This window comes from Sphingomonas sp. (assembly GCF_036677245.1).
In the GTDB taxonomy this organism is placed as follows: domain Bacteria; phylum Pseudomonadota; class Alphaproteobacteria; order Sphingomonadales; family Sphingomonadaceae; genus Allosphingosinicella.
In genome coordinates this window covers 49,713-72,614 of record NZ_JAKFCG010000068.1, presented here as the reverse complement: position 1 = coordinate 72,614, position 22,902 = coordinate 49,713, and the positions used below count along the sequence as shown (strand labels likewise).

The following is a 22,902-nucleotide window of genomic DNA, read 5'->3' as shown; positions in this document are numbered from 1 at the left end:
CATGCACATGAGCGATCAGCTTACGCTGTCGGCCGAGACGCGCGAACGGGCGGGCAAGGGAGCCTCCCGTGCAATGCGTCGCGAAGGCCGCGTCCCTGCCGTAATCTACGGCGCCAATCAGGAACCCCTCTCGATCCACGTCGAGGAAAAGGCCCTGGTCAAGATGTTGAGCACCGGCCACTTCATGAACTCGGTCATCATGATCGACGTCGCCGGCGGTCCTGCCCGCACCTTGCCCAAGGACGTCCAGTTCCACCCGGTCAGCGATCGCCCGCTGCATGTCGATTTCCTGCGCATCGGCGAGCATACCGTCGTCCACGTCAACGTGCCGGTGCGTTTCGTCAACGAGGACGAGGCCCCCGGCCTGACGCGCGGCGGCGTGCTCAACGTCGTCCGCCACGACCTCGAGCTGGTCTGCGACGCAGCGACCATCCCCGAGGAAGTGCTGATCGACCTCACCGGCTACGACCTCGGCGAGTCGATCCACATCTCCAACGTCTCGCTCCCCGAGGGCGCGCGCTCGGCGATCGAGGATCGCGACTTCACCATCGCGACGATCGTCGCCCCGTCGGCGCTCAAGCGCACCGACAGCGACGAGCCCAGCGACGAAGCGGCGCCCGCCCCGGCTGCCGCCGACGAGCCCCCGGCCGAAGAAGGTTGATCCGGGATCCGGCGGCTTCCGAGCGGAGCCGCCGGACCGCTTCGACGATGCAGATCTGGGTCGGCCTCGGCAATCCCGGCGCGCAATATGCGCTTCAGCGGCACAATGTCGGGTTCATGGCAATCGACGCGATCGCCGAGGTCCACAATTTCGAGCCGCCGAAGAAGGCGTTCCAGGGCTGGGCCCAGCAGGGCCGCCTCGGCGACCAGCGCATCCTCCTGCTCAAGCCCGCGACGTTCATGAACGAGAGCGGCCGCTCGGTCGGCGAGGCGATGCGCTTCTTCAAGGCCGAAGTCGGCGACGTCACCGTATTCCACGACGAACTCGACCTCGCGCCGTTCAAGGTCAAGGTGAAGGTCGGCGGCGGCACGGCCGGCCATAATGGCCTGCGCTCGACCGAGGCCCATATCGGCAATGAGTTCCGCCGGGTGCGGATCGGCATCGGCCACCCCGGCCATAAGGACAGGGTGACTCCGTACGTGCTCGGCAATTACGCCAAGGCGGAAATCGAGCCGCTGTCCGACCTGCTCGGCGCGGTGGCGGCGGAAGCCGATTGGCTCGCGCGCGGCGATGATGCGCGCTTCATGAGTGACGTGGCCCTGCGGCTGCGGGACGGGGATTGAGATGGGTTTTCGTTGCGGTATCATCGGTCTGCCGAATGTCGGCAAATCGACCTTGTTCAACGCGCTGACCGAGACGGCGGCCGCCCAGGCGGCCAACTATCCTTTCTGCACGATCGAGCCGAACGTCGGCCGGGTCGCGGTGCCCGATGAGCGCCTCGACAGGATCGCGGCGGTCGCCAAATCGGCCAACATCGTCCAGACCCAGCTCGAATTCGTCGATATCGCCGGCCTGGTGCGCGGTGCTTCGAAAGGCGAAGGCCTCGGCAACCAGTTCCTCGCCAACATCCGCGAGGTCGACGCGATCGTGCACGTGCTGCGCTGTTTCGACGACGGCGACGTCACGCATGTCGAAGGGCGGATCGATCCGGTCGCGGACGCCGAGACCGTCGAGACCGAGCTGATGCTCGCCGATCTCGACAGCCTCGAAAAACGGGTGCCCGCTTTGATCAAGAAGGCACAGCAAGGCGACAAGGAAGCCAAGATCCAGGCAGCGGTGCTCGGTCAGGCGCTGGAACTGCTCCGCGAGAGCCGCCCGGCGCGCGAAGTCGCGCCCAAGGACGAGGAAGAGCGCAAGGCGCTCGACCAGGCGCAGCTGCTCACCGCCAAGCCGGTCCTCTATGTCTGCAACGTCGACGAGGGCAATGCCGCTTCTGGCAATGCGCACAGCGCCCGGGTGATCGAAATGGCGCAGGCGCAGGGCGCGAAGGCCGTCATCATCTCGGCAGCGATCGAGGCGGAAATCGCGACAATGGACCCGGCCGACCGCACCGAATTCCTCGGCGATCTCGGCCTGGAGGAGACCGGCCTCTCACGCATCATCCGCGCCGGCTATGCCTTGCTCGACCTGATCACCTTCTTCACCGCCGGTCCAAAGGAGGCGCGCGCCTGGACCGTCGAGAAAGGCGCGAAGGCGCCCGCCGCCGCGGGCGTGATCCATTCGGACTTCGAACGCGGCTTCATCCGCGCGGAGACCATCTCCTATGACGATTATATCGGCTGCGGCGGCGAGGCCGGCGCGCGCGACGCCGGCAAGCTGCGCTCAGAGGGCAAGGAATACGTCGTCCGCGACGGCGATGTGATGCTGTTCCGCTTCAACGTCTGACGCGCGGCGGGTGCGCCGGTACCCGCCTTTCGCGCACTTTAGCGCCGGCTGCGCCGTTCCTGCCGCCCCTCCTGCCGAACACCGCGATTCTGCATCCGCTGCTGCCAGCTCGAGCGCGTCTGCGGGGTGACGCTCGGAGTGGCCTGGGTGCGGACCTGGCCCTGGGACGCCTGCCCCTGGGGCGCCTGCCCACGATCCCGCCACGATTGGCGCGGCGCACTGCTGCTGCCGCTGCTGCCCGATCCGTTGCGGCTGTAGCCGCTCCAATTACCGTTGCGCGTGCGCTCGCCGCGGTCGCGGTTCCAACTGCCGTCGCGCTGGGCATGGTCACGCCGACCTTCCCAATGGCGACGATGCCGGTCGTCCCAGCGGTGCCGGCGGCCGCCGCGATCGTACACATAATAGCCGGTACCAGGATAATAATAGCCGCCGTACCAGCCGTAGTAGGACGGGTAGCCATAGCCGCCGCCATAATAGGGATCGTAATAATCGTCGTAATAGGAGCCGTAATAGCCACTGCCATAACCGACCGACATGCCGCCATAGCCATAGCCGTCGTCATAGGAGCAAGCGGCAAGGCCGCACGAGGCCGCAATGGCAAGGGCGGCGGCACGAACACGAGGCACTATCATCGCGACTCTCCGGGATAAAAGCTGATCAGCCGGCAGAATCGGCCCGGCGTGGTGAACCGGGTATGAACCATTAACTCTTTGGAAAGGTTGCGGGTTCGGACCAGCGGAGCGAGAGGAATGTGGCGCCGAACGCCCCCTAATCGCCTTCGAATACTACCAGCGATTGGACGGCGACGCCCTGCTGGCGGAGACGCTCGGCGCCGCCAAGATCGGGCAGATCGATGACGAACGAGGCGCCGGTGACGGCCGCGCCGGCGCGAGCGATCAGCCGCACCGCCGCGAGAGCGGTGCCGCCGGTCGCGATCAGATCGTCGACGAGATGCACCCGCGCGCCGGGCGCGCAGGCATCGATGTGCATCGCCAGCCGATCGACGCCATATTCGAGCGTATAGTCTTCCCCGATCGTCGCGCCGGGCAGCTTGCCGTCCTTGCGGATCAGCAGCAGCCCGGTGCCAAGCCGCAGCGCGAGCGCGGCGGCAACCACGAAGCCGCGCGCCTCGATGCCGGCGACGAGATCCGGCTTCGTCTCGATCGAGCGCGCGATGCGATCGATCGCAGCGGCGAAGCCCTTCGCGTCGAGCAGCAAGGTGGTGACGTCGCGGAACATGACGCCCGGTCTTGGAAAGTCCGGGATCGTACGGATCAGCGCACGCAGATCGTCATTTGCTCGCGACATCGCTTCCCCACCCATGCGGCGCTGGCTCCACCTCGTGGGGGCGCCGGCAAGCCGATCGCGAGACGGCGAGTGCCCCGGCCCGCGCGGTCCGAGGCTGCCGCGTGCTGAAGCCTAGCCTTCGATTCCCGCTTCGCGGCTTGCCGCCTCGCGCTTAGCCATATTCTCCGGGTCGAGCGGGCCAGTGGCGCGGACCGCCCTGCTCTTCATGCCCGACCAGATGTTCCGGTACGACAGATAGGCGAGGATGGTCGCGACCAGCAGGAATGCCAGCACGGCGAAGCCGGCGGAGCGGCGGTTCTCGAGCTTCGGCTCCGCGGTCCAGACCAGGAACGCCGAGACGTCCTTGGCCATCTGGTCGACCGTCGGCTTGGTGCCGTCGGCGTAGGTGACCTGGCCCTCCGCCACCAGCGGCGGCGGCATCGCGATGTTGAGGTTCGCGAAATAGGGATTGTAGTGGAGATTGGGCCCGGGCCGCGATTCCTTCGGCAGGTTGGCCGGCGGATTCTGATAGCCGGTCAGCAGCGAATAGAGGTAGGCAGCGCCGCCCTCGCGCGCCTTGGTGATCAGCGAAAGATCGGGCGGCAGCGCATTGTTGTTGGCGGCGCGGGCGGCGACCTCATTGGCATAGGGCTGCGGGAACCGGTCGGCGGGGAGCGCCTTGCGCGTCGCCGGCTCGCCGGTGTCCGGATTGATGTCGGGAACCTCGATCTGCCACTGGTTGGCGATCGCCTTCACCTCGGGCTCGTTGTAGCCGAGATCCTCGAGGTTGCGGAACGCGACCAGGCCGAGGCCGTGGCAGGCCGCGCAGACCTCCTTGTAGACCTGGAAGCCGCGCTGGAGCTGGGCACGGTCGAACTTGCCCATCGGCCCGTCGCTGGCGAGCGCGAGGTGCTTGGGGTGCTTGTGGAACTCATGCTCCACCGTCGGCTTGGGCGGATCGCCGATGAAGGCGATAGCGCCCCACAGCAGCGACCAGGCCGCCACCATGACAAAGCCGAGGCCGACCAGAAAGCCGATCACGCGAACCACCATGGTCAGTCTACCCCTTATTCAGCCGGTGCCACGCGGCTGCCATATGGCGCCGCTTCTGCCGCTTCGCCGTGAAGCACCGATTCCGAGATGGAATTGGGCAGCGGCAACGTGCGCTCGATCCCCGAGAGCACCGGCAGGATGATGAGAAAATGTGCGAAATAGTAGATGGTCGCAGCCTGGCTGATCATCACATAGGGCTCTTCCGCCGGCGCGCCGCCGCAATAGCCCAGGATCGCCACGTCGACGACGAGGATCCAGAAGAACTGCTTGAAGCGCGGCCGGTAATTGCCCGAGCGCACGGGCGAGCCGTCGAGCCAGGGCAGGAAGAAGAGCAGGAGGATCGACGCGAACATCGCGATCACGCCCCACAGCTTCGCCGGCAGGATGAAATCGACGGTGAACGCCCGCAGGATCGCGTAGAACGGCCAGAAATACCATTCGGGGACGATGTGCGCCGGCGTCGAGAGCGGGTTGGCGGGAATGTAATTGTCGGCATGACCGAGGAAGTTGGGCGCGAAGAACACGACCGCGGCGAGCGCGATCAGGAACAGGCCGAGCCCGAAGCCGTCCTTCGCCGTATAATAAGGATGGAACGGCACCGTATCCTGCGGGGTCTTCACGTCGACGCCGGTCGGGTTGCCCGAGCCTGGGATGTGCAGCGCCCAGATGTGCAGGATGATCACGCCCGCGATCACGAACGGCAGCAGATAATGGAGCGAGAAGAAGCGGTTCAGCGCGGCGTTGTCGGGGGCGTAGCCGCCGAGCAGCCATTGCTGGACCGGCTCGCCGACCAGCGGAATCGCGCCGAACAGGCCGGTGATCACCTTGGCGCCCCAGAAGCTCATCTGCCCCCAGGGCAGGACATAACCCATGAACGCGGTCGCCATCATCAGCAGGAAGATGACGAGCCCGAGGAACCAGACCACCTCGCGCGGCGCCTTGTACGAGCCGTAATAAAGGCCGCGGAAGATGTGGATGTAGGTGACGATGAAGAAGAAGCTTGCGCCGTTGGCGTGGGCGTAGCGCAGCAGCCAACCCTGGTTGACGTTGCGCATGATGTGCTCGACCGAGTCGAACGCCAGCGCGCCCGCCGGCGCATAATGCATCGCGAGGATGATGCCGGTGACGATCTGGATGACCAAAGCGACCCCGGCGAGGACGCCGAAGTTCCAGAAATGGTTGAGATTGCGCGGAACCGGATAGCCGCCGCCGACCGCGCCGAACACGAGCCGCGGAAGCGGCAGCCGCTCGTCGATCCACCGCATGAGCGGCGATTTCGGGTTATATTCTTCCGCCCAGGGAAAGCTCATTCTCTGTTACCTCAGCCGATCTGAACGACGGTGTCGGATTTGAATTCATATTCCGGCACTTCGAGATTCGTGGGTGCCGGGCCTTTGCGAATGCGCGCCGCGGTATCGTAATGCGAGCCGTGGCAGGGGCAGAAATAGCCGCCATATTCGCCGCGGTTTTCGCCCTCGGCGGCGCCTAGCGGGACGCAGCCGAGATGGGTGCACACGCCCAAGGTGATCAGCCAATTGGCCTTGTCCGGCTTGGTGCGCTCGGCAAGCGACTGGGGATCGCGCAGGCTCGACAGCGGGACCGCATTCGCCGCGCTGATTTCCTGCGGCGTCAGGTTGCGGATGAAGATCGGCTGCTTGCGCCAGATCGTCTTGATCGCCTGACCGACCTGAATCTTGGAAACATCGACCTCGATCGAAGCCAGCGCGAGCACGTCTGCGGACGGGTTCATCTGGTTGACCAGCGGATAGAGCGTCGCCGCCGCGCCGACTCCGGCAAAGCTGACCGCCGCGATATTGATGAAATCCCGGCGGCGCACGCCGTCGTCCGACGAGCCTCCTGCCGCTTGTTCGGTATGTTCAACCGTCGCCATCATAGCCCTTTAGCGGTTCAAATCGGATGTGCGGACGACCTCGGCCGTGAAGAGCGCGGCCAGGGTGGCATCCGTACAATGCCACGCGGCGGACCCGGCGGCTGCGGCGCCTGATAGCCGCGCGCACGGCGATTTGCCAACAGCCATTTTAACGCGCTTGTGACACGCCCCGGCGCGCAGGCTATCGCTCCGCCATGCGCATCGCTCTCTATCAGCCCGACCAGGCCGGAAATGTCGGAACGATCCTGCGGCTCGCCGCCTGCCTGGGCGTCGGGGTGGATATCATCGAGCCTTGCGGGTTCGCTTATTCGGACCGCGCCTTGAAACGCGCCGGGATGGACTATGCGGAGATCGCCGAGGTGAAACGGCACAGTAATTGGGATGCGTTCGAGCGCAATGTTCGCGGCCGCATCGTGCTGCTCACGACGCGCGCGAGCGTGCGGCTGCCCGACGCGCGCTTCGAAGCCGACGACGTGCTGCTGCTCGGGTCCGAGAGCAGCGGAGCGCCACGCGAAGTCCATGCCCGCGCCAACGAGCGCGTTCGCATTCCGCAAATTGCCGCCGCGCGATCCTTGAACATTGCGGTCGCGGCGGGCATCGCGCTCGGCGAAGCGCTCAGGCAGACGAAGGGATGGCCCGAATGATCGAGCTCGATCACGAGCAACAGGAGGCGCGCGCATGGTTCGAGTCGCTGCGCGACCGCATCTGCGCCGAATTCGAGGCGATCGAGCGCGACGGGGGCAGCGATGCACGCTTCGATTATACAAGCTGGGACCGGCTCGACGAAAGCGGCGCACCGGGCGGCGGCGGCGTGCGCGGCCTGATGAAGGGCGTGATCTTCGAGAAGGTCGGCGTCAACGTCTCGACGGTCGGCGGACGCTTCAGCCCCGAATTTGCCAAGACGATCCACGGCGCGGGCGAAGATCCGCGCTTCACGGCCACCGGGATCAGCCTGGTGGCGCACATGGCCAACCCGCACGTGCCCGCGGTGCATATGAACATGCGCTTCCTCGCCACCCGGCGCCGCTGGTTCGGCGGCGGCGCCGATCTCAATCCGCCGATCCCATACGAGCAGGACACCGCGGAATTTCACCAGGCGCTGAAGGACGTGTGCGAGCGGCACGACCCGACTTATTATGAGCGGTTCCGCAAATGGGCGGACGATTATTTCTTCATCCCCCACCGCGGCGTCCATCGCGGCGTGGGTGGGATCTTCTACGATCATGTCGAGGGCGATTTCCGGAAGGACTTTGCGTTCACCCGCGATGTCGGGGAGGCGTTCCTCTCGGTTTTCCCGAAGCTGGTGCGGCGGCGGATGGGCACGCCGTTCACCGACAGCGACAAGGCGCGGCAGCTCGAATGGCGCGGTCGCTACGCCGAATTCAACCTCATCTACGATCGCGGGACGTTGTTCGGCCTCAAGACCGGCGGCAATGTCGATGCGATCTTGATGAGCCTTCCTCCGGTGGCGACTTGGGCCTAAAACCCGGCGGCATGAAGCACGGGGGCCTCACCGATCTCGGGCCGGGCCAGGTCGGCGCGGTGGTGACCTATCTCGAGATGAACGAGCGGCCGCTGCCGAAGCCGCTGCCCCCCTCCCCGTTCCGGCTCGAACGCTGGCGCGAGGTCGATCCGGCCAAATATCGCCTGCTGTTCGAGCGGGTCGGCGGGCGCTGGCTTTGGTATTCGCGGCTGGCGATGAGCGATGCCGTGCTCCGCTCCAATGTCGGAGAGGTGCATGCGGTGGTCGATCGCGCCGGCATAGAGGTCGGCATGATCGAGCTCGACTTCAGCCACGCCGGCGAGTGCCTGATTCGCTTCCTCGGCTTCGTCCCCGAGCTTGCCGGGCGCGGCCACGGCAAGTGGCTGTTCGCGCAGGTGCTTGCGCTCGGATGGCGGCCGGACGTCCTGCGGCTTCGCGTCAATACGTGCACGCTCGACCACCCGGCCGCACTGCCCGCCTATCTGAAAGCCGGCTTCAAGCCTTACCGCCGATCGTTCGAGAGCTTTCCAGATCCGCGTCTGCTCGGCCTGTTGCCGCGCGATGTCGCGCCTCAGATCCCGCTGCTGGAGCCCACGGTTTAGGCGATTGCGCCCTCGGCGACGGCCCCGGTCAGCTTGCGATAGACGGCAGCGCCAAGCAGGATCAGAATAACGGAGAAGCCGGTGAGCACTGCGGTCGAAGCAATCAGCAGCAGAAAGCCGCCGAGCTTCGCTCCGAAAGCGAGCACGAGAAGCGCGCTCAACACCGCGATCACAATCAGCATCACCACCAGAAACGCGACCAGGAGGATGATGAACAAGCCCAACAAGGCCCCCCCGACATTCCGCGTCAGCTCGAGGCTGCGCTGGACCAAGCGGACCGGATTGCGTTGGTCTTCCATGACCAGGATCGACGGCAGCGGCAGGAAGCGGGCGTACAGATAGAATGCGGGAGCAGCGAGCGCCGGAAGAGCGAGCACGAACACCCGCAGGCTGAGAAGCTGCAGCGCAGGCACGGCCAGGACGAGGAAAGCGAAGGTGACGATCAGCCCGGAAAGGAAATAGGCCAGCAGATAGCGTGGCAGCAGCCGCAACCCCCGCGCGATCGACGCGCTCACCGTCGGCCGACCCGGGTCGAGGACCAGGACGAGGATCGCAAGCGTGCCGGCGAGGTTGATCACGAGGTTGACGAGATGCCAGGGCCAGCTCGCCGCCACATAGGCATTCATCGCCGCCATCATTGCATCGCCATCGGCGAGCCGCTCGGGCTGAGGGAAGAAATGCGAGAGCAGCAGGTCCGGCAGGAAGAGAAACACGCCGGCGATCGCGATGACCAGCGGCAGATGCGCGCGCATCAACGCGGCCGTATCCTGCCACAGTGCATCGTAGGAAAGTTTCATTGCAATGCCCTCGCTGCCGGCCCTCGCCATAGCGACGAGCCCCTCGCGCTTGCAAGCAAGGCTTGAACCGGCCGCCGGCTTGTGGCGGAGACGCGCAATGGACATGGATATGATCGAAGCCCAGCCGATCGAATGGCGGCACTCGCCGGGATTGACCGATTATGCCGAAGCGCTGGCGGCGATGGAGCGGCGCGCGGCCGAGATCCATGTCGGCACCGCGCCCGAGCTGATCTGGCTGCTCGAGCATCCGCCGCTCTACACGGCCGGGACGAGCGCCGATCCGGCCGAGCTGTTCAACCCCGACGATCTGCCCGTCCACCAGGCGGGCCGCGGCGGCCGCTACACCTATCATGGGCCGGGTCAGCGGGTCGGCTATATCCTGCTCGACCTCGACCGGCGGGCGCGCGACGTGCGGCGCTTCGTCCACGGTCTCGAGGGCTGGCTGATCGCATCGCTGGCTCGGCTGGGGATCACCGCCTACCGCGCGCCCGGTCGGATCGGCATCTGGGTGAACCATAAAGACAGCGAAGCCAAGATCGGAGCGATCGGGGTGCGCGTGCGGCGCTGGGTCACGATGCACGGTTTCTCGATCAACATCGATCCGGAACTTTCTCACTTTTCAGGCATAGTGCCATGCGGTATTGCGGACTTTCCAGTGACCAGCCTCGACGAGATGGGGGTGTCCAACGGGCAACGAAATTTCGACCTGGCACTGCGACAGGGGCTCGACCATTTTCTTTCCTCTCTCGAGGGGAGGAATTGAGAAGGCTTGAGAGCCGATTTCTTTCCGTTTAGTGTAAGAACTGATTTGGCAAAAAGGGGCCTACCCGACCAAATCGTCAATCTAGGGAGTCTAATCAATGCGTGCACTTCTTTCGAAAATCTTAACCGGGTCGATGATCGCCGGCGCGGCACTGGTCGTTTCTGCTTGCGGCGGCGGCGGCGACGAAGCTGCTAACAATGCGATGACGACCGATCTCGGCACCGATGCCACGCTTGACACGACCAACGACGTGACGGCGATCGACGCAGGCACGGGCGCCGACGCCAACATGGCTACCGACATCAACATGACGACCGATGTGGGCATGGACAATGCCGCCGACACCGGCAACATGACGAACGGAATGTAAGCTTTCCGTTCGGGAAAATCGAAAGGGGCCGTCCGGGCGACCGGGCGGCCCCTTTCTTTTCGGCTTGCTTTCCCGACGTTTGCGGCCGCACTACATGCCAAGCCGTGCTCGCGTCGCGACGGAAATAATCGGCCGTCTGGATTGCAGGCGCGGGCGTGGTAAGAATAGAGCGCAGCCTGCGCGCGTATCGAAGCAGGCCGCTGGAGGGTTCATGATTGGTTGGTTGAAGAACGGCGTCAGGGCTGCGGCCCTGCTCTTGGCGGCATGCGCTTTCTCGGGATCGGCCAACGCCCAGCTTTTCCTTTTCGACCCTGATTTCAGGGCCGCTCCGATCGAAGGCAGCGATCCGCTGGTCGGTCTGCCGCTGCCCAAGGCGACGTCAGCGGAATATGCCGGGCATCTCGTCTGGAACCTGCGCGCGGGGCTCAACGTCGCGGCGCTGCAATGCCAATTCTCGCCCTATCTGCGGGCGGTCGACAATTATAACGGAATTCTCGCGCATCATTCGAAGGAGCTGATGGAAGCCTACACGACGGTGGGCAAATATTTCAAACGCGTCCACGGCCCGCGCGAAGGCCAACGGCTGTTCGACGATTATTCGACGATCACCTACAATAATTTCTCGACGCTTCAGGCTCAGATCGGCTTTTGCCAGACCGCGACCACCATCGCGAAGGAGGCGCTCTCGCGGCCAAAGGGACAATTATACCTGACCGCACGCGCCCGGCTGCGCGAGCTCAGGAACAGCCTCGTCCCCGCGTACGACCGTTTTCCCCTGCGCTACGATCCACGGTTCATCCAGCTGCCGGCGCTGCCGCCGCTGCAGAACAGCTGCTGGGACAAGAAGAACCAGCTCAAGAAGAAGTGCATGACCGCGAGCTAGCCGGGATTGGGCCGGGCGCCTGTCGTGGCGTCAATCGAGTCCCAAGATCTTGTGCGTCTGGAGGCTCAACCGCCAGCGCGGGTTGGCCATCACATAACCGATCGCCGCCGCGGTCGCTGCGGCCGAATCGGCACCGTCCATCGGCTGGATCAGGAAATGGTCGAATTCCCAGGCGAGCAGCGCCTCCGGATCAAGGCCCGCCTGCGGCCAGACGACCTTGAGCTCGTTGCCGCTGCGCTGGACAACGCTCGTTCCTGCCTTGGGGCTGACGCAAACCCAGTCGAGCCCGGCCGGCGCAGGGCACGTCCCATTGGTCTCGACGGCGATCTCGAACCCGCGCGCATGAAGGGCGTCGATCAGCGCGGCATCAAGCTGGAGCAGCGGCTCGCCGCCGGTGATGACGACCAGTCGGCGCTCGCCTTTGCCCCACAGATCCTCCACCTTGAGCGCGAGGTCCGCTGCTTCGAAGCGGCCGCCGTTGGCGCCATCCATGCCGACGAAATCCGTGTCGCAGAAATTGCAGTCCGCCGTCGCCCGATCCGCTTCGCGTCCCGACCACAGGTTGCAGCCCGACAGGCGCAGGAAGACGGCGCGTCGCCCGACCTGCGCGCCTTCTCCCTGCAGGGTCAGGAAAATCTCTTTGACCGCATAGCTCATGGCGCCGCCGCGTAACGGGTAGGGTCGCTTAGGCCGGCTTCGGCAAACCCCTTCGCGCGCAACCGGCAGCTGTCGCAAAGACCGCAATGAAGCCCCTGCTCGGTCGGATCATAGCACGACCAGCTGAGGCCCGCATCAAGCCCAAGGCGTGCCGCTTCGCGAACGATCCCGCCCTTGGACAGCGCCACCAGCGGCCGGTGGACGGCAAAGCCATCGCCTTCGAGGCCGGCCTTGGTGGCGACATTGGCGAGCCGCTCGAACTGGACGACGAATTCGTCGCGGCAATCGGGATAGCCGGAATAATCGAGGGCATTGACGCCGATGAAGATGTCGCGCGCGCCCGAGGCTTCGGCAAGCCCGAGTGCAAGCGAGAGGAAGATCGTGTTGCGCGCAGGAACATAGGTGACGGGAATGCCGTCCTCTACGCCGGTCTTGGGTACCGCGATGTCGGCGGTGAGCGCCGAGCCTCCGAATTGGCGCAGATCGAGCGGCAGCACGATATGGCGTTCGGCGCCGAGCAAAGCCGCGATGCGGCGCGCGGCATCGAGCTCGACCCGGTGCCGCTGTTGATAGTCGACCGTCAGCGCGGCCAGGCGATAGCCTTGCTCGCGGGCCAGCGCGCCGGCCACCATCGAATCGAGGCCGCCGGACAGCAGCACCACGGCCAGCCGCTCGCTCACGCCACCGATCCGGCGATGGTCGAAAAGCTCGGGCGCGACCGCCGGCTCGAAAGGTCATGCATCATCGAATTGCGCTTTCTGCGTCGGGCGCAGGGTGGAGCGGAACGGCATGCGCCGCAAGTTTGGCTCGACAAACCGGCACGCCCGGGCCGCCCTGCGATCTGCGCACGCCCGCTAGAGACGATTTTCGGCGGACGCAAGCCGGCGCACCGCCGCTCCCGTCCGCAGGGCGTTCGGGCAAGGCGGCTGAAAAAGAGCGGGCCGCCCGGTGAGGGGCGGCCCAGTTTAGGCCATCTGGCCTGCTAGGGAGGAAAGTGTGCCCAATGCGGCACCCACTCCTTCTAAAGCAGGGTTGGTAAACCGAGCGTTAACGGCGGGCGCTTCTTTTCGGGGCGCAGGGACCGACAAGCCGGGCCTCCGCGCGAAACGCGAAGGGAGTCTTGTCGACAATCCCCTGGGTATCGATCTTGGCGAGGCGCGGCGTCTCGACTCGCAGCCAGGTGCGGCCGAAGCCGTTGGCCGGGCAGGTGTAGTGCACGGTGGCCTGGTCCGCCTGATCGGCGATCACCAGCCTCGAGCAGGGTTCCTTAACATGCTTCAGCTGCAACAGCATTGCCGGATCGCCGATGCAGATTGACTGCGGCGTAGCACGATCGTTGCCGAGTTCGCGGATCTGCCACAGACCAGGCTGCAGCCGCGACAATGCCGCCAACGGCTGGCCCGAGCGAGCCGGCTTGGGCGGCGACGCTGCAATGGTCAGTGCGCCGATCGCCAGCCCCACCGCCAGATGAATTACTCTGCCGTCCAACTTCGCCATTCGAGCTTCCCACACAGACACCGGCCAGTCTGCCGAAGATCAACTGCTAAGACAGATTCGCCAGAACGTGCCGAATCATAGACGAAAATGCTCAAATTGGCGACAAGAGTGTCTCAGCCTTTGAAATCGCCGAGGCTGATCGGAAAGGCACGCGAGCAAAACTCGCAGTCGACCGTGATGAAACCATCGGCGGCGGCCATCTCTTCGCGCTCGGCGGCGGCGAAGCGGGAGATGACATCGCGGATATGCTCGAAACTGCAGCGGCAGCCCTTGCTGAGCTCGGTCACCGGCAGCACGCGGATTTCCTCCTCCTCGTGGAACAGCCGCCACAGCAAGGTTTCGATCGCTAGGCCGTCGTCGACCAGCTCGGTCGATTTGATCGTCTCCGCCAGAGCGCGGACATGGTCCCACTCGGGATGATCGAAGCGCGTATGGAGACGCTCCCTCCCCTCCTCGCCTTCGGGCAGATGCTGGAGGAGGATGCCGCCGGCAACATGGCCGGTGTCGTCGACCGCGAGCCGAACGAGGCTTGGGATCTGCTCCGACTGGCCGAAGAAGCTCTGGGCGGCATCGGCGAGCGAATTGCCCTCGATCGGCACGATGCCCTGATAGCGCTCGCCGCTCGGCTGCTGATCGAAGGTGATCGCGAAATAACCTTTGCCGAGCAGCGCGGTCAGCGTCGGAAGCGCCGGCAGCTCGGCGAGCCGCGCCTGGTCGAAACGGACATAGCCGCGCAGCTGGCCGCTCGCATAATCGCAGACCAGCAGATCGACCACGCCGCTTTCGGTTTGCGCCTGGAGCGTGAGCTGCCCGCCTGCATCCTTCAGCATCGCGCCGAGCAGCGCCGTCAAGGTCAGCGCTTCGGACAACAGGCGCGCGATCGGCGCCGGATAATCGTGCGCCGCAAGAACCTCGTCGAGCAGAGGACCAAGGCGCGCGATACGGCCGCGGGCATGGCGCGCCGGGATCGTGAAGCCGACCGCGACGTCGAGGTTGGCGGTGGCGGTCGCGATGACCTGATTCTGTCTATCTGCTTTACTCATCGCAATGATGTAGGACGCCGCGACGATTTGGACAGCCCCGCCGGGCAGCGCCTTGCGTCAATCCGACGTATCCGGTGCCTGATAGGCCCGCGCCGCCGAAGAGAGCTTCTCGACGAACTCGGCGATATGCTCCTCCTCGATGATCAGCGGCGGAAGGATGCGCATCACATTTTCGGCGGCGGCGACGGTCAGCACGCCATGATCGCGCAGATGGGCGACGAAGGCGCGGCTGTCCGACTTCATCTTGATGCCGATCATCAGGCCGAGCCCGCGCACCGACTCGAAAAGATGATCGTGATTGGGGATCATCTGCTCGAGCGCAGCGCGCAAGCGCTCGCCCATCCGGCCGACCTGCGCGAGGAACGCGTCGTTGTTGACGACGTCGAGCACCGCCTGGCCGGCCGCCATCGCGAGCGGATTGCCCCCGTAGGTGGAGCCGTGCGTGCCGAACGTCATGCCCGCCGCAGCCTTTTCGGTCGCGAGACAGGCACCCAGCGGAAAACCGCCGCCGATGCCCTTGGCGATGCTCATGATGTCGGGCTCGACGCCATAATGTTCGTAGGCGAACAGCTTCCCGGTCCGCGCCATGCCGCATTGGACCTCGTCCAGCACCAGCATCAGATCATGCTCGTCGGCAAGCGTGCGCAGCCCGTGAAGGAACTCCTCGCTGGCCATGCGCACGCCGCCCTCGCCCTGGATCGGCTCGACGAGGAAACCGGCACAATGCGCATCGATCGCGCCGCGCGCCGCCTCGAGATCGTTGAACTCGACGACCGTGAAACCCGGCAGCAGCGGCTCGAAGCCGTCGCGCATCTTGGGCTGGTCGGTCGCGCTGATCGCGCCGAGCGTGCGCCCGTGAAAGGCGTTGCTGAACGTGATCAGCGAGTATTTCTCTGGGTTTCCCTTGGCGTAATGATAGCGGCGCGCGGTCTTGATCGCGCATTCGACCGCTTCGGCGCCCGAATTGGTGAAAAACACCGTATCGGCGAACGTCGCGTCGACCAGCCGCTGCGCAAGCGCCTCGCCCTGCGGGCTTCCATAAAGGTTCGACACGTGCATCAATGTCGCCGCCTGATCCTGGATCGCCTTGGTGAGGACCGGGTGGGCGTGGCCGAGCGCGTTGACCGCGATGCCGCTCGCGAAGTCGAGATATTTCTCGCCTTGCTCGCCATAGAGATAGACCCCCTCCCCGCGCACCGGCCGCACCGGCGAACGCGGGTAGACGGGCATGAGCGGGGTGATGGTCATCGGACTTCCTCAGGATGATGCGAAGAAGGCGGCCCCAGCATCTGGCTAGGGGCCGCCTTCCCGCGTCTTAGAGATTTGCGCCGCGTCGCGTCAATTGCAGCGGCGGGTCTTCCGATCCGGAGACTCTCCCAATCGGCTCACACCCCGCTACGCAGCGAGCTTACCAGCGGCCGTCGCGGCGCCCGTCCTGCCGCTCGAAGCGGAATTGCTGGCGCAGAGCGTGGATACGGTTCTGCAGCTCATGCGCCTCGCGGCCGCTGAGCCCGTTGCCGCGATAGCGGTGATAGAGGTGCTGGATGCGGCGCGCTTCGCGCATCAGCCGATCCTCTTCGCGCTTCGAGATCATGTCGCGATCCTCGGCGCGATGGATTCGATCGATCATCTGATCGATCTGCGCGCGGATCTCGCGCGTATCCGAATAGCCCGCATTGTAATGACGGCCGTTCGAATAGCGGCTGTCATAGTCGCCGCGGTACTGCGCGGCCGCCGGTGCGGCGAGCGCGACGGTGCTGGCCATGATGGCTGGGATTACAAGCTTGAACATCGGTCTCTCCATCTTTTCGTCGATGCGATATCGATAGAGCGGAGCGGATGTTCCGGCGCTGAACGATCTCGTCAGCGGCCGTTCAGCCGGAGGACGGCGGAACCGATTAGACCCCAATCCCGGTTCGGCCGAACCAGGATTGGGGTCTAATTTCTTCGTTTTCCGTGATTTTCGAGTCGTCAGGTGATCTCACCTGATTTGAAATCACTCTACTGTTTGATCTTCCAGCCCTTGCGCAGCATCGCATAGCAGACCGCCCAGAGGACGATGTTGATCGCGAGCAGCAGGATCGCGCCGAACAGCACGGGAGAGTCGGCTTTCTCGAGGAAGCCGTAGCGAAAACCGGAGATGACGTAGAAGAACGGATTGGCATGGCTCACCGCGCGGAAAATGGGGCCGATGCTTTCGATCGAATAGAATGTGCCCGACAGCAACGACAGCGGCGCGACGATGAAATTCTGCACCGCCGCGGCATGATCGAACTTGTCGGCCCAGATCGAAGTGATCAGGCCGAAGAAGCCGAGCATCATGCTGCCCATCACCGCAAACCAGATGACCGCCGCGGGATGGCGCGGCAAGACGTGCACGCCCGGCCAGAACAGCATCGCCACCCAGACGGCAAGACCGACCAGCAACGCGCGCGTTACGGCGGCGCCGATCAGCGCGACCAGCAGCTCGCCGGTCGAGAGCGGCGGCATCAGATAGTCGACGATCGTGCCCTGCAGCTTGCCGACCAGCAAGGAGAAGCTCGAATTGGCGAACGACGCCTGCAGCATCCCCATCATGATCAAGCCAGGAGCGAGGAAATCGGCGAACGGCACGCCCATCACCAGCCGGCCGCTACGGCCGAGGGCGACGGTGAAAATCACCAGGAACAGCAAGGTCGTGAGCGCCGGCGCCCAGATTGTCTGAAGCTGCACCTTGAAGAAACGGCGCACCTCCTTCACATAGAGCGTCTTGAGGCCGAACCAGTTGACGCTCCTGATTATCGGGACGCCAGGATCGGACCTGACCCGATATGTTGGCTGGTCGTTCATGCGCCGTCGCTAGAGACAGACGCATCGAGCCGCAAGCCGCAACGCCTGTAAGGAAGAACAATGTCGTGGACCGATGAACGCATCGACCAGCTCAAGGAGCTTTGGAGCAAGGGCATGACCGCGAGCCAGATCGCGGACGAGCTCGGCGGAGTGAGCCGCAACGCGGTCATCGGCAAGGCGCACCGTCTGGGCCTTCAGTCGCGACCCTCGCCGGTCAAGCCGAACGAGGCCGTAGTTGTCCGGGCCAAGCCCAAGCCGGCCGCACCGGCCGCCGAGGAGCATACTGGAGAGGAAGCAGCGCCTGCGCCACGCGCGCCGCAACGCGCGCCCGAGCCGGCACCCGTCCAGGCTGCCGCCCCTGCCCCGCAAGCGCCGCCGCAGCCGCAGATCCGCTCGGTCGGCCCCGGCGGATTCCTCCGCCAGGGCCCCGGCGATCAGCAGCCGCCGATTCCGCCAGCGCCGCCCCGCCGCCTCGTGCCCGCCAAGCCGAGCGCCGAGGTCGCCGACAAGACCAGCCTGCTCGATCTCAACGAGAAGATCTGCAAATGGCCGATCGGCCATCCCGGCGAGCCCGATTTCCATTTCTGCGGCAAGCAGGCCAATCCCGGCTTTCCTTATTGCATCCAGCATTGCGGCGTCGCCTATCAGGCGCAGCTGCCGCGCCGCGATCGCCGGCCGCCGCCGCCGCTCCCGTTCGGCGGTCCGCGGATCCGCTGACCGGCCGAAGCCGGCGCCGCTCGAGGGGCGCGCCGGCACGGTGGCCCGGATTGATTTATGCCGATTGATCTGAGGCAGTAAGATTACGGGAACGCGCCGCTCGGGTGCGTGTTGATGGGTCACAGCATCGGTCACCGGCTCGGCCGGGCCGGAAGATGGAGGACCCTGAACAAGAATGTCGCACGAAGACGTCGCTTATTACGAACGACGCGCAGAAGCTGAAATCGAAATGGCCGCCAAGGCCACCCATCCCCCGGCCGTCCAGGCCCATTACCAGCTGGCCTGCGCCTATCTCGACAGGATCTATCCTGACAATCCGCGGGAGCCCTCGGCCGACAGCTGAGGGCCTTCAGCGGATTCGCTTCATTGCGGCCTGCGCGGTGACGCCCTTCAACGTCGCCGCGCGTGACCGCCGTACGAACCGCCATAAGAACCGGTAGCGAAGCCGATCGTCGAACGGCCGGAGCCCGCCGCACGCGGCGCGTGGGTGAGCGGTCCGGTCGACGCATAAAGGCTGGCGATCTCGATCCTTTTCCCCAGCCAATCGGCCAGGTCCTCGAAGCGCAGCGGGCGATTGAAGACGATCCCGGCAAAACCGTCCTGATACCAGCGCACGACGCCCTTGATCGGGCGCAGGCTCTCGACCGCGACGACCACGGCCTTACCGACGCAATTGTTGTCGTGGAGCTCGAGCTTGATGCCGCCGAGCGAAATATCCTGGACCTCGACCCGATGGTAGCGGCGACCGATCCGCACCGTGGCGCCGCACCTGATCGCGAGCCGTGTCGGTCGCGGGCGATAACCGATCCGCGGCCGGCGGTGGGCGAGGATCTCGCGAACGTCGACGTCCTCGTTGAACTTGATTCCGATGGTCGTACCGCGGGTCCACAGGATCGAGGCTTCGATCTGCTGCTCCGAATGCAATTCGACGATCACCGCAGCCCCGGCGCCGTGGCTGCCGCCGGTGTCGCCCATCAGCCCTCCCGCCGAGATGGTGCGGATACGGCAAAGATCCTGCCATTCGTCCGTGATCAGCTGGGCCACCGGCAGCAAGCTCAGCAGCCGCTGATCGATGTGGTCCTCGGTCGGCCGGGGCACGTCCGTGGTCAGCGAGAAGCGGGTCGATTCGAGCCCGAATTCGCTCGCGACCGGCTCGTGCCCCGTGATTTTCCTGCGGATCAATTCGCCCAGCATGATCGTCCCTCCACCCGAGTCGAAAATCTAGGCCCTGAATCGTAAAAAACCGTTAAGCTTTTGCGCCGGCGAGGCTTTCATCCGTGCTTGCCGAGCATCCGCGCTTGGCAGATTCCGCCGCTACGCTATAGCTGATCCATGTCAGATTTGTTCGCCGGCAACGGTCACCCCCCGCAGGATTATGATGCGCATTCGATCGAGGTTCTCGAGGGCCTCGAGCCGGTGCGGAGACGACCGGGCATGTACATCGGCGGCGTCGACGAGCGCGCGTTGCACCATCTCGCCGCCGAGGTGCTCGACAACAGCATGGACGAGGCGGTTGCAGGCCATGCCAGCCGCATCGAAGTATCGCTCGAAGCTGGCAACCGGCTGACGATCACCGATAACGGGCGCGGCATCCCGACCGCGGAGCACCCCAAATATCCCGGAAAGTCGGCGCTCGAGGTCATCCTGACGATGCTCCATTCGGGCGGCAAATTCTCGGACAAGGCCTATGCCACGTCCGGCGGCCTCCACGGTGTCGGCGTGAGCGTGGTCAATGCGCTGTCGGTCGAGACGATCGTCGAGGTGGCGCGGAACAAGGAGCTTTTCCGCCAGACCTTCTCGAAAGGCGATCCGACCTCGGCGCTGGTCAAGCTCGGCTCGACTCCGAACCGGCGCGGCACCACGATCACGTTCACGCCCGATCCCGAGATCTTCGGCGAGGATGCGAAGTTCAAGCCGGCGCGGCTGTACCGGCTCGCCCGCTCGAAGGCCTATCTGTTCGCCGGCGTCGAAATCCGCTGGCGCTGCGATCCATCGCTGATCGGCGACGAGACGCCGGCTGAAGCGGTGTTCCAGTTTCCCGGCGGCCTCGCCGACCATCTCAAGGAGCAGATCGGCGATCGCGAATGCGCGACCAGCGAGTTCTTCACCGGCCGCCAGGATTTCGCCAATGGCCAGGGGATGGTCGAATGGGCGGTCGCCTGGCCGCTGTGGAGCGAGGGCGGCTCCTCTTATTATTGCAACACGATCCCGACCCCCGACGGCGGCACCCACGAGCAGGGCATACGCACGGCGCTGGCGCGCGGCATCCGCGCGTTCGGCGAGCTGGTCGGCCAGAAGCGCGCCAAGGACGTCCAGGCGGACGATATCGTCACCGGCGCCGAGATCATGCTGTCGGTGTTCATTCGCGACCCGCAGTTCCAGAGCCAAACCAAGGACCGGCTGACCAGCCCCGATGCGGCACGGCTGGTCGAGACGGCGGTGCGCGACCATTTCGACCATTTTCTCGCCGACCACATGGATCGCGGCCGCGCGTTGCTCGGCTTCGTGCTCGATCGCATGGACGAACGGCTCAAGCGCCGGGCCGAACGCGAAATCAAGCGCAAGACCGCCACAAGCTCGCGCAAGCTGCGGCTGCCGGGCAAGCTGACCGACTGCGCCAACGACGATCCGGCCGGAACCGAATTGTTCATCGTCGAAGGCGATTCGGCGGGCGGCTCGGCCAAGCAGGCGCGGGACCGCAAGACGCAGGCGATCCTCCCGATCCGCGGCAAGATCCTCAACGTCGCCTCGGCCACCGCGGACAAGATCCGCTCCAACCAGGAGATCGCCGATCTGATCCAGGCGCTCGGCTGCGGCACGCGCGAGCGTTGCCAGGTCGAGACGTTGCGCTACGAGCGGATCGTGATCATGACCGACGCCGATGTCGATGGCGCGCATATCGCGACCTTGCTGATGACCTTCTTCTTCCAGGAAATGCCCGAACTGGTCCGCAGCGGCTCGCTCTATCTCGCGCAGCCGCCGCTCTATCGCCTCTCTGCAGGCGGCACGATCGCCTACGCGCGCGACGATGCTCACCGTGCCGAGCTCGAGCAAAGCCTGTTCAAGGGTAAGAAGGTCGAGGTCTCGCGCTTCAAGGGCCTCGGCGAGATGAACCCGCAGCAGCTGCGCGAGACGACGATGGATCCGAAGTCGCGCTCGCTGATCCGCATCACCCTGCCCCAGGAATATGAGGAACGGGCGGCGGTCCGCGATCTGGTCGACCGGCTGATGGGCCGCAACCCCGAGCATCGCTTCGCCTTCATCCAGAGCCATGCCGCCGATGTCGACGAGGAAGAGATCGACGCATGAGCCGGCGGGGCGGCGGTCTCTCCCTCCCCCTCCTCGCAGCTTTGCTGCTGATCTCCTGCTTCGCTTCGCCGGCCCATTCATTGCAACCTGGCCCCGCTGGCTCCGGCCAGGCGGGGCCCGCGCTGCGCGCACGCGCGGCCGCGCTCGTCCCGTTGTTCAACCGAAGCACCAAGCCCGAGCGCATCCTCGCGCCCTCGTTCCTCGCGCAGATCCCAGCGAGCCAGATCGACTCTCTCGCACTGCGCCTCGCCGGCCAGTACGGGCGGGCCAGAGCGGTCGAAAGGCTCGTCTCAAAATCCGCCACTGCCGGAACCGCGTTCATCGCGTTCGAACGGGCGGTGGTGCGAGTCGAGCTCGCGATCGAAGCAAGGCCTCCGCACCGCATCACGGCGCTGCTGGTCAGCGCCGCGGAGGTCAAGGGAGACAGTCTCGCCAAGGTCGCGCAGGAAATCTGGAGCCTGCCCGGCGAGGCATCGCTCGCGGTCGCGCGGCTTCGCGGCAGCGACGCCGCGCAATTCAGCATCGCCCACAAGGCTGGCAAGCCGCTCGCGGTCGGCTCGGCGTTCAAATTGTTCATCCTTGCCGAGCTCAGCCGGTCGATCGCCGCGGGAGAGCGCAAGTGGGGCGACGTCGTGCCGCTCGACCATTTCTCGATCGGCTCGGGTGCGCTCGAAAGCTGGCCGGCCGGATCGCCGATGACGCTCCACACATTGGCGGTGCTGATGATCTCGCAAAGCGACAATGGCGCGGCCGACACGTTGCTCCACCTGCTCGGCCGTGAAAAGGTCGAGCGGCTGCTGCCCGAGCTCGGCATTGCCGCACCGGACAGGCTGCGCCCGTTGCTGACGACTCGCGAATGGGCGCTGCTCAAGGCGGGCGACAGCGGTGCGCTCCTCCGGCGCTGGGCGGGCTCCTCCGAAGCCGAGCGGCGCGCGCTGCTTGCCGGGCCGATGGCGGCGCTGAAGGCCGACCAGGTCGATCTCAGCAGGTTGATCGCCGTGCCCAACGCGATCGACACGGTCGAGTGGTTCGCGTCGACCGGCGACCTTGTCAGAGTGATGAATTGGCTGCGCCGCCACGGCGACCGCGAGACGCTTGGCATCCTTGCGGTCAACCCGGGGATCGGCCGAGTCCCGGCGGAGGAGTTCGCCTATCTCGGCTACAAGGGAGGATCGGAGACCGGCGTGCTCAACATGACCTTTCTGCTCCGCGGCAAGGACGGCGAATGGCGCGCCGTGTCGGGAACCTGGAACGACCCCGCGCAAAGCGTCGACGAAGGCCTCTTTCAGCTGCTGATGAGCCGCGCGATCGCGCTGGTGCGCTGACACGGCGCGG

The 22,902-nt window shown here is 65.3% G+C and carries 27 protein-coding genes; 13 read left to right on the top strand and 14 right to left on the bottom strand.

The features are described 5' to 3' along the window. Positions 1-7: 7 nt before the first annotated feature. From V6M48_RS08085 to ychF, 3 genes are read left to right on the top strand one after another with little or no spacing between them, the layout of a single operon-like run. Positions 8-661 carry a 50S ribosomal protein L25/general stress protein Ctc gene (locus V6M48_RS08085; RefSeq protein ID WP_332812021.1) on the top strand — a complete coding sequence of 218 codons (654 nt, stop codon included), beginning with the start codon at positions 8-10 and terminating at the stop codon, positions 659-661. Positions 662-708: 47 nt separating this feature from the next. Then, complete coding sequence (gene pth / locus V6M48_RS08080) at positions 709-1,284, top strand: aminoacyl-tRNA hydrolase (protein ID WP_332812020.1); 576 nt, start codon at positions 709-711, stop codon at positions 1,282-1,284. A gap of 1 nt (position 1,285) precedes the next feature. Continuing rightward, positions 1,286-2,386 carry a redox-regulated ATPase YchF gene (ychF, locus tag V6M48_RS08075; protein WP_332812019.1) on the top strand — a complete coding sequence of 367 codons (1,101 nt, stop codon included), beginning with the start codon at positions 1,286-1,288 and terminating at the stop codon, positions 2,384-2,386. A 38-nt stretch (positions 2,387-2,424) separates the two neighbouring features. On the opposite strand, the gene V6M48_RS08070 is transcribed toward ychF, so the two are convergent. The 5 genes from V6M48_RS08070 to petA form a co-directional block, all read right to left on the bottom strand. After that, complete coding sequence (locus V6M48_RS08070; protein ID WP_332812018.1) at positions 2,425-3,018, bottom strand: hypothetical protein; 594 nt, start codon at positions 3,016-3,018, stop codon at positions 2,425-2,427. Positions 3,019-3,154: 136 nt separating this feature from the next. Then, the gene (locus V6M48_RS08065) at positions 3,155-3,694 is read right to left on the bottom strand and encodes an adenine phosphoribosyltransferase (protein WP_332812017.1); all 540 of its coding nucleotides are present in this window, start codon (positions 3,692-3,694) and stop codon (positions 3,155-3,157) included. A gap of 111 nt (positions 3,695-3,805) precedes the next feature. Continuing rightward, positions 3,806-4,723 (bottom strand): cytochrome c1, encoded by a 918-nt coding sequence (locus V6M48_RS08060; RefSeq protein WP_332812057.1) that lies wholly within the window; start codon positions 4,721-4,723, stop codon positions 3,806-3,808. A gap of 17 nt (positions 4,724-4,740) precedes the next feature. After that, the gene (locus V6M48_RS08055; protein WP_332812016.1) at positions 4,741-6,036 is read right to left on the bottom strand and encodes a cytochrome b; all 1,296 of its coding nucleotides are present in this window, start codon (positions 6,034-6,036) and stop codon (positions 4,741-4,743) included. Positions 6,037-6,047: 11 nt separating this feature from the next. Then, entirely contained in the window at positions 6,048-6,617 is a 570-nt protein-coding gene (gene petA / locus V6M48_RS08050; RefSeq protein WP_332812015.1) for a ubiquinol-cytochrome c reductase iron-sulfur subunit, read from the bottom strand. A 194-nt stretch (positions 6,618-6,811) separates the two neighbouring features. Between petA and V6M48_RS08045 the strand changes: the two genes are divergently transcribed. The 3 genes from V6M48_RS08045 to V6M48_RS08035 are packed head-to-tail and all read left to right on the top strand — an operon-like array spanning position 6,812 to position 8,702. Next, complete coding sequence (locus V6M48_RS08045) at positions 6,812-7,261, top strand: tRNA (cytidine(34)-2'-O)-methyltransferase (RefSeq protein WP_332812014.1); 450 nt, start codon at positions 6,812-6,814, stop codon at positions 7,259-7,261. Then, positions 7,258-8,100 carry an oxygen-dependent coproporphyrinogen oxidase gene (hemF, locus tag V6M48_RS08040; RefSeq protein WP_332812013.1) on the top strand — a complete coding sequence of 281 codons (843 nt, stop codon included), beginning with the start codon at positions 7,258-7,260 and terminating at the stop codon, positions 8,098-8,100. Before V6M48_RS08045 ends, hemF begins: the two co-directional genes overlap by 4 nt. Positions 8,101-8,111: 11 nt before the next feature. Further along, complete coding sequence (locus tag V6M48_RS08035) at positions 8,112-8,702, top strand: GNAT family N-acetyltransferase (RefSeq protein WP_332812012.1); 591 nt, start codon at positions 8,112-8,114, stop codon at positions 8,700-8,702. Here the strand turns inward: V6M48_RS08035 and V6M48_RS08030 are convergent. Next, complete coding sequence (locus V6M48_RS08030; protein ID WP_332812011.1) at positions 8,699-9,499, bottom strand: hypothetical protein; 801 nt, start codon at positions 9,497-9,499, stop codon at positions 8,699-8,701. The genes V6M48_RS08035 and V6M48_RS08030 overlap by 4 nt on opposite strands. Before the next feature lie 97 nt (positions 9,500-9,596). On the opposite strand from V6M48_RS08030, the gene lipB reads away from it, so the two are divergent. From lipB to V6M48_RS08015, 3 genes are all read left to right on the top strand, one after another. Then, positions 9,597-10,262, top strand: coding sequence for a lipoyl(octanoyl) transferase LipB (lipB, locus tag V6M48_RS08025; RefSeq protein WP_443019060.1), 666 nt, complete (start codon positions 9,597-9,599; stop codon positions 10,260-10,262). Between the two features lie 97 nt (positions 10,263-10,359). Next, a complete protein-coding gene (locus V6M48_RS08020) occupies positions 10,360-10,632 on the top strand; it encodes a hypothetical protein (RefSeq protein WP_332812010.1) in 273 nt (90 codons plus the stop codon). A 211-nt stretch (positions 10,633-10,843) separates the two neighbouring features. Beyond that, positions 10,844-11,515, top strand: coding sequence for a hypothetical protein (locus V6M48_RS08015; protein ID WP_332812009.1), 672 nt, complete (start codon positions 10,844-10,846; stop codon positions 11,513-11,515). Positions 11,516-11,545: 30 nt separating this feature from the next. Here the strand turns inward: V6M48_RS08015 and queE are convergent, their stop codons facing one another. The 7 genes from queE to V6M48_RS07980 form a co-directional block, all read right to left on the bottom strand. Then, positions 11,546-12,172 (bottom strand): 7-carboxy-7-deazaguanine synthase, encoded by a 627-nt coding sequence (gene queE / locus V6M48_RS08010; RefSeq protein WP_332812008.1) that lies wholly within the window; start codon positions 12,170-12,172, stop codon positions 11,546-11,548. After that, the gene (queC, locus tag V6M48_RS08005) at positions 12,169-12,852 is read right to left on the bottom strand and encodes a 7-cyano-7-deazaguanine synthase QueC (RefSeq protein WP_443019059.1); all 684 of its coding nucleotides are present in this window, start codon (positions 12,850-12,852) and stop codon (positions 12,169-12,171) included. The genes queE and queC overlap by 4 nt, the downstream gene beginning before the upstream one ends. 367 nt (positions 12,853-13,219) lie before the next feature. Then, positions 13,220-13,669 (bottom strand): DUF3617 domain-containing protein, encoded by a 450-nt coding sequence (locus tag V6M48_RS08000; protein ID WP_332812007.1) that lies wholly within the window; start codon positions 13,667-13,669, stop codon positions 13,220-13,222. 113 nt (positions 13,670-13,782) lie between these two features. Next, the gene (hslO, locus tag V6M48_RS07995; RefSeq protein WP_332812006.1) at positions 13,783-14,712 is read right to left on the bottom strand and encodes an Hsp33 family molecular chaperone HslO; all 930 of its coding nucleotides are present in this window, start codon (positions 14,710-14,712) and stop codon (positions 13,783-13,785) included. 57 nt (positions 14,713-14,769) lie between these two features. Further along, the gene (locus V6M48_RS07990; RefSeq protein WP_332812005.1) at positions 14,770-15,960 is read right to left on the bottom strand and encodes an aspartate aminotransferase family protein; all 1,191 of its coding nucleotides are present in this window, start codon (positions 15,958-15,960) and stop codon (positions 14,770-14,772) included. A 160-nt stretch (positions 15,961-16,120) separates the two neighbouring features. Next, entirely contained in the window at positions 16,121-16,504 is a 384-nt protein-coding gene (locus V6M48_RS07985) for a hypothetical protein (protein WP_332812004.1), read from the bottom strand. A gap of 209 nt (positions 16,505-16,713) precedes the next feature. Continuing rightward, entirely contained in the window at positions 16,714-17,541 is an 828-nt protein-coding gene (locus V6M48_RS07980) for an ABC transporter permease (RefSeq protein ID WP_332812003.1), read from the bottom strand. Positions 17,542-17,601: 60 nt separating this feature from the next. Between V6M48_RS07980 and V6M48_RS07975 the strand changes: the two genes are divergently transcribed. Both V6M48_RS07975 and V6M48_RS07970 read left to right on the top strand, forming a co-directional pair. Then, positions 17,602-18,258: a GcrA family cell cycle regulator gene (locus V6M48_RS07975; RefSeq protein ID WP_332812002.1), complete on the top strand. Its 657-nt coding sequence runs from the start codon at positions 17,602-17,604 to the stop codon at positions 18,256-18,258. Between the two features lie 175 nt (positions 18,259-18,433). Next, on the top strand, positions 18,434-18,601 hold the full coding sequence (locus V6M48_RS07970) for a hypothetical protein (RefSeq protein WP_332812001.1): 168 nt from the start codon (positions 18,434-18,436) through the stop codon (positions 18,599-18,601). A 47-nt stretch (positions 18,602-18,648) separates the two neighbouring features. Here the strand turns inward: V6M48_RS07970 and V6M48_RS07965 are convergent, their stop codons facing one another. Further along, positions 18,649-19,452 carry a hypothetical protein gene (locus tag V6M48_RS07965; protein ID WP_332812000.1) on the bottom strand — a complete coding sequence of 268 codons (804 nt, stop codon included), beginning with the start codon at positions 19,450-19,452 and terminating at the stop codon, positions 18,649-18,651. Between the two features lie 138 nt (positions 19,453-19,590). On the opposite strand from V6M48_RS07965, the gene parE reads away from it, so the two are divergent. Then, the gene (gene parE, locus V6M48_RS07960) at positions 19,591-21,567 is read left to right on the top strand and encodes a DNA topoisomerase IV subunit B (protein ID WP_332811999.1); all 1,977 of its coding nucleotides are present in this window, start codon (positions 19,591-19,593) and stop codon (positions 21,565-21,567) included. Continuing rightward, the gene (locus tag V6M48_RS07955; RefSeq protein ID WP_332811998.1) at positions 21,564-22,892 is read left to right on the top strand and encodes a serine hydrolase; all 1,329 of its coding nucleotides are present in this window, start codon (positions 21,564-21,566) and stop codon (positions 22,890-22,892) included. Before parE ends, V6M48_RS07955 begins: the two co-directional genes overlap by 4 nt. Positions 22,893-22,902 lie beyond the last annotated feature (10 nt).

Bases quoted from the DNA above. Each gene is read 5' to 3' on its own strand.
- V6M48_RS08085 (WP_332812021.1), top strand. From the start codon at position 8: ATGAGCGATCAGCTTACGCTGTCGGCCGAGACGCGCGAACGGGCGGGC.
- pth (WP_332812020.1), top strand. From the start codon at position 709: ATGCAGATCTGGGTCGGCCTCGGCAATCCCGGCGCGCAATATGCGCTT.
- ychF (WP_332812019.1), top strand. From the start codon at position 1,286: ATGGGTTTTCGTTGCGGTATCATCGGTCTGCCGAATGTCGGCAAATCG.
- V6M48_RS08070 (WP_332812018.1), bottom strand. From the start codon at position 3,018: ATGATAGTGCCTCGTGTTCGTGCCGCCGCCCTTGCCATTGCGGCCTCG.
- V6M48_RS08065 (WP_332812017.1), bottom strand. From the start codon at position 3,694: ATGTCGCGAGCAAATGACGATCTGCGTGCGCTGATCCGTACGATCCCG.
- V6M48_RS08055 (WP_332812016.1), bottom strand. From the start codon at position 6,036: ATGAGCTTTCCCTGGGCGGAAGAATATAACCCGAAATCGCCGCTCATG.
- petA (WP_332812015.1), bottom strand. From the start codon at position 6,617: ATGGCGACGGTTGAACATACCGAACAAGCGGCAGGAGGCTCGTCGGAC.
- V6M48_RS08045 (WP_332812014.1), top strand. From the start codon at position 6,812: ATGCGCATCGCTCTCTATCAGCCCGACCAGGCCGGAAATGTCGGAACG.
- hemF (WP_332812013.1), top strand. From the start codon at position 7,258: ATGATCGAGCTCGATCACGAGCAACAGGAGGCGCGCGCATGGTTCGAG.
- V6M48_RS08035 (WP_332812012.1), top strand. From the start codon at position 8,112: ATGAAGCACGGGGGCCTCACCGATCTCGGGCCGGGCCAGGTCGGCGCG.
- V6M48_RS08030 (WP_332812011.1), bottom strand. From the start codon at position 9,499: ATGAAACTTTCCTACGATGCACTGTGGCAGGATACGGCCGCGTTGATG.
- lipB (WP_443019060.1), top strand. From the start codon at position 9,597: ATGGACATGGATATGATCGAAGCCCAGCCGATCGAATGGCGGCACTCG.
- V6M48_RS08020 (WP_332812010.1), top strand. From the start codon at position 10,360: ATGCGTGCACTTCTTTCGAAAATCTTAACCGGGTCGATGATCGCCGGC.
- V6M48_RS08015 (WP_332812009.1), top strand. From the start codon at position 10,844: ATGATTGGTTGGTTGAAGAACGGCGTCAGGGCTGCGGCCCTGCTCTTG.
- queE (WP_332812008.1), bottom strand. From the start codon at position 12,172: ATGAGCTATGCGGTCAAAGAGATTTTCCTGACCCTGCAGGGAGAAGGC.
- V6M48_RS08000 (WP_332812007.1), bottom strand. From the start codon at position 13,669: ATGGCGAAGTTGGACGGCAGAGTAATTCATCTGGCGGTGGGGCTGGCG.
- hslO (WP_332812006.1), bottom strand. From the start codon at position 14,712: ATGAGTAAAGCAGATAGACAGAATCAGGTCATCGCGACCGCCACCGCC.
- V6M48_RS07990 (WP_332812005.1), bottom strand. From the start codon at position 15,960: ATGACCATCACCCCGCTCATGCCCGTCTACCCGCGTTCGCCGGTGCGG.
- V6M48_RS07985 (WP_332812004.1), bottom strand. From the start codon at position 16,504: ATGTTCAAGCTTGTAATCCCAGCCATCATGGCCAGCACCGTCGCGCTC.
- V6M48_RS07980 (WP_332812003.1), bottom strand. From the start codon at position 17,541: ATGAACGACCAGCCAACATATCGGGTCAGGTCCGATCCTGGCGTCCCG.
- V6M48_RS07975 (WP_332812002.1), top strand. From the start codon at position 17,602: ATGTCGTGGACCGATGAACGCATCGACCAGCTCAAGGAGCTTTGGAGC.
- V6M48_RS07970 (WP_332812001.1), top strand. From the start codon at position 18,434: ATGTCGCACGAAGACGTCGCTTATTACGAACGACGCGCAGAAGCTGAA.
- V6M48_RS07965 (WP_332812000.1), bottom strand. From the start codon at position 19,452: ATGCTGGGCGAATTGATCCGCAGGAAAATCACGGGGCACGAGCCGGTC.
- parE (WP_332811999.1), top strand. From the start codon at position 19,591: ATGTCAGATTTGTTCGCCGGCAACGGTCACCCCCCGCAGGATTATGAT.
- V6M48_RS07955 (WP_332811998.1), top strand. From the start codon at position 21,564: ATGAGCCGGCGGGGCGGCGGTCTCTCCCTCCCCCTCCTCGCAGCTTTG.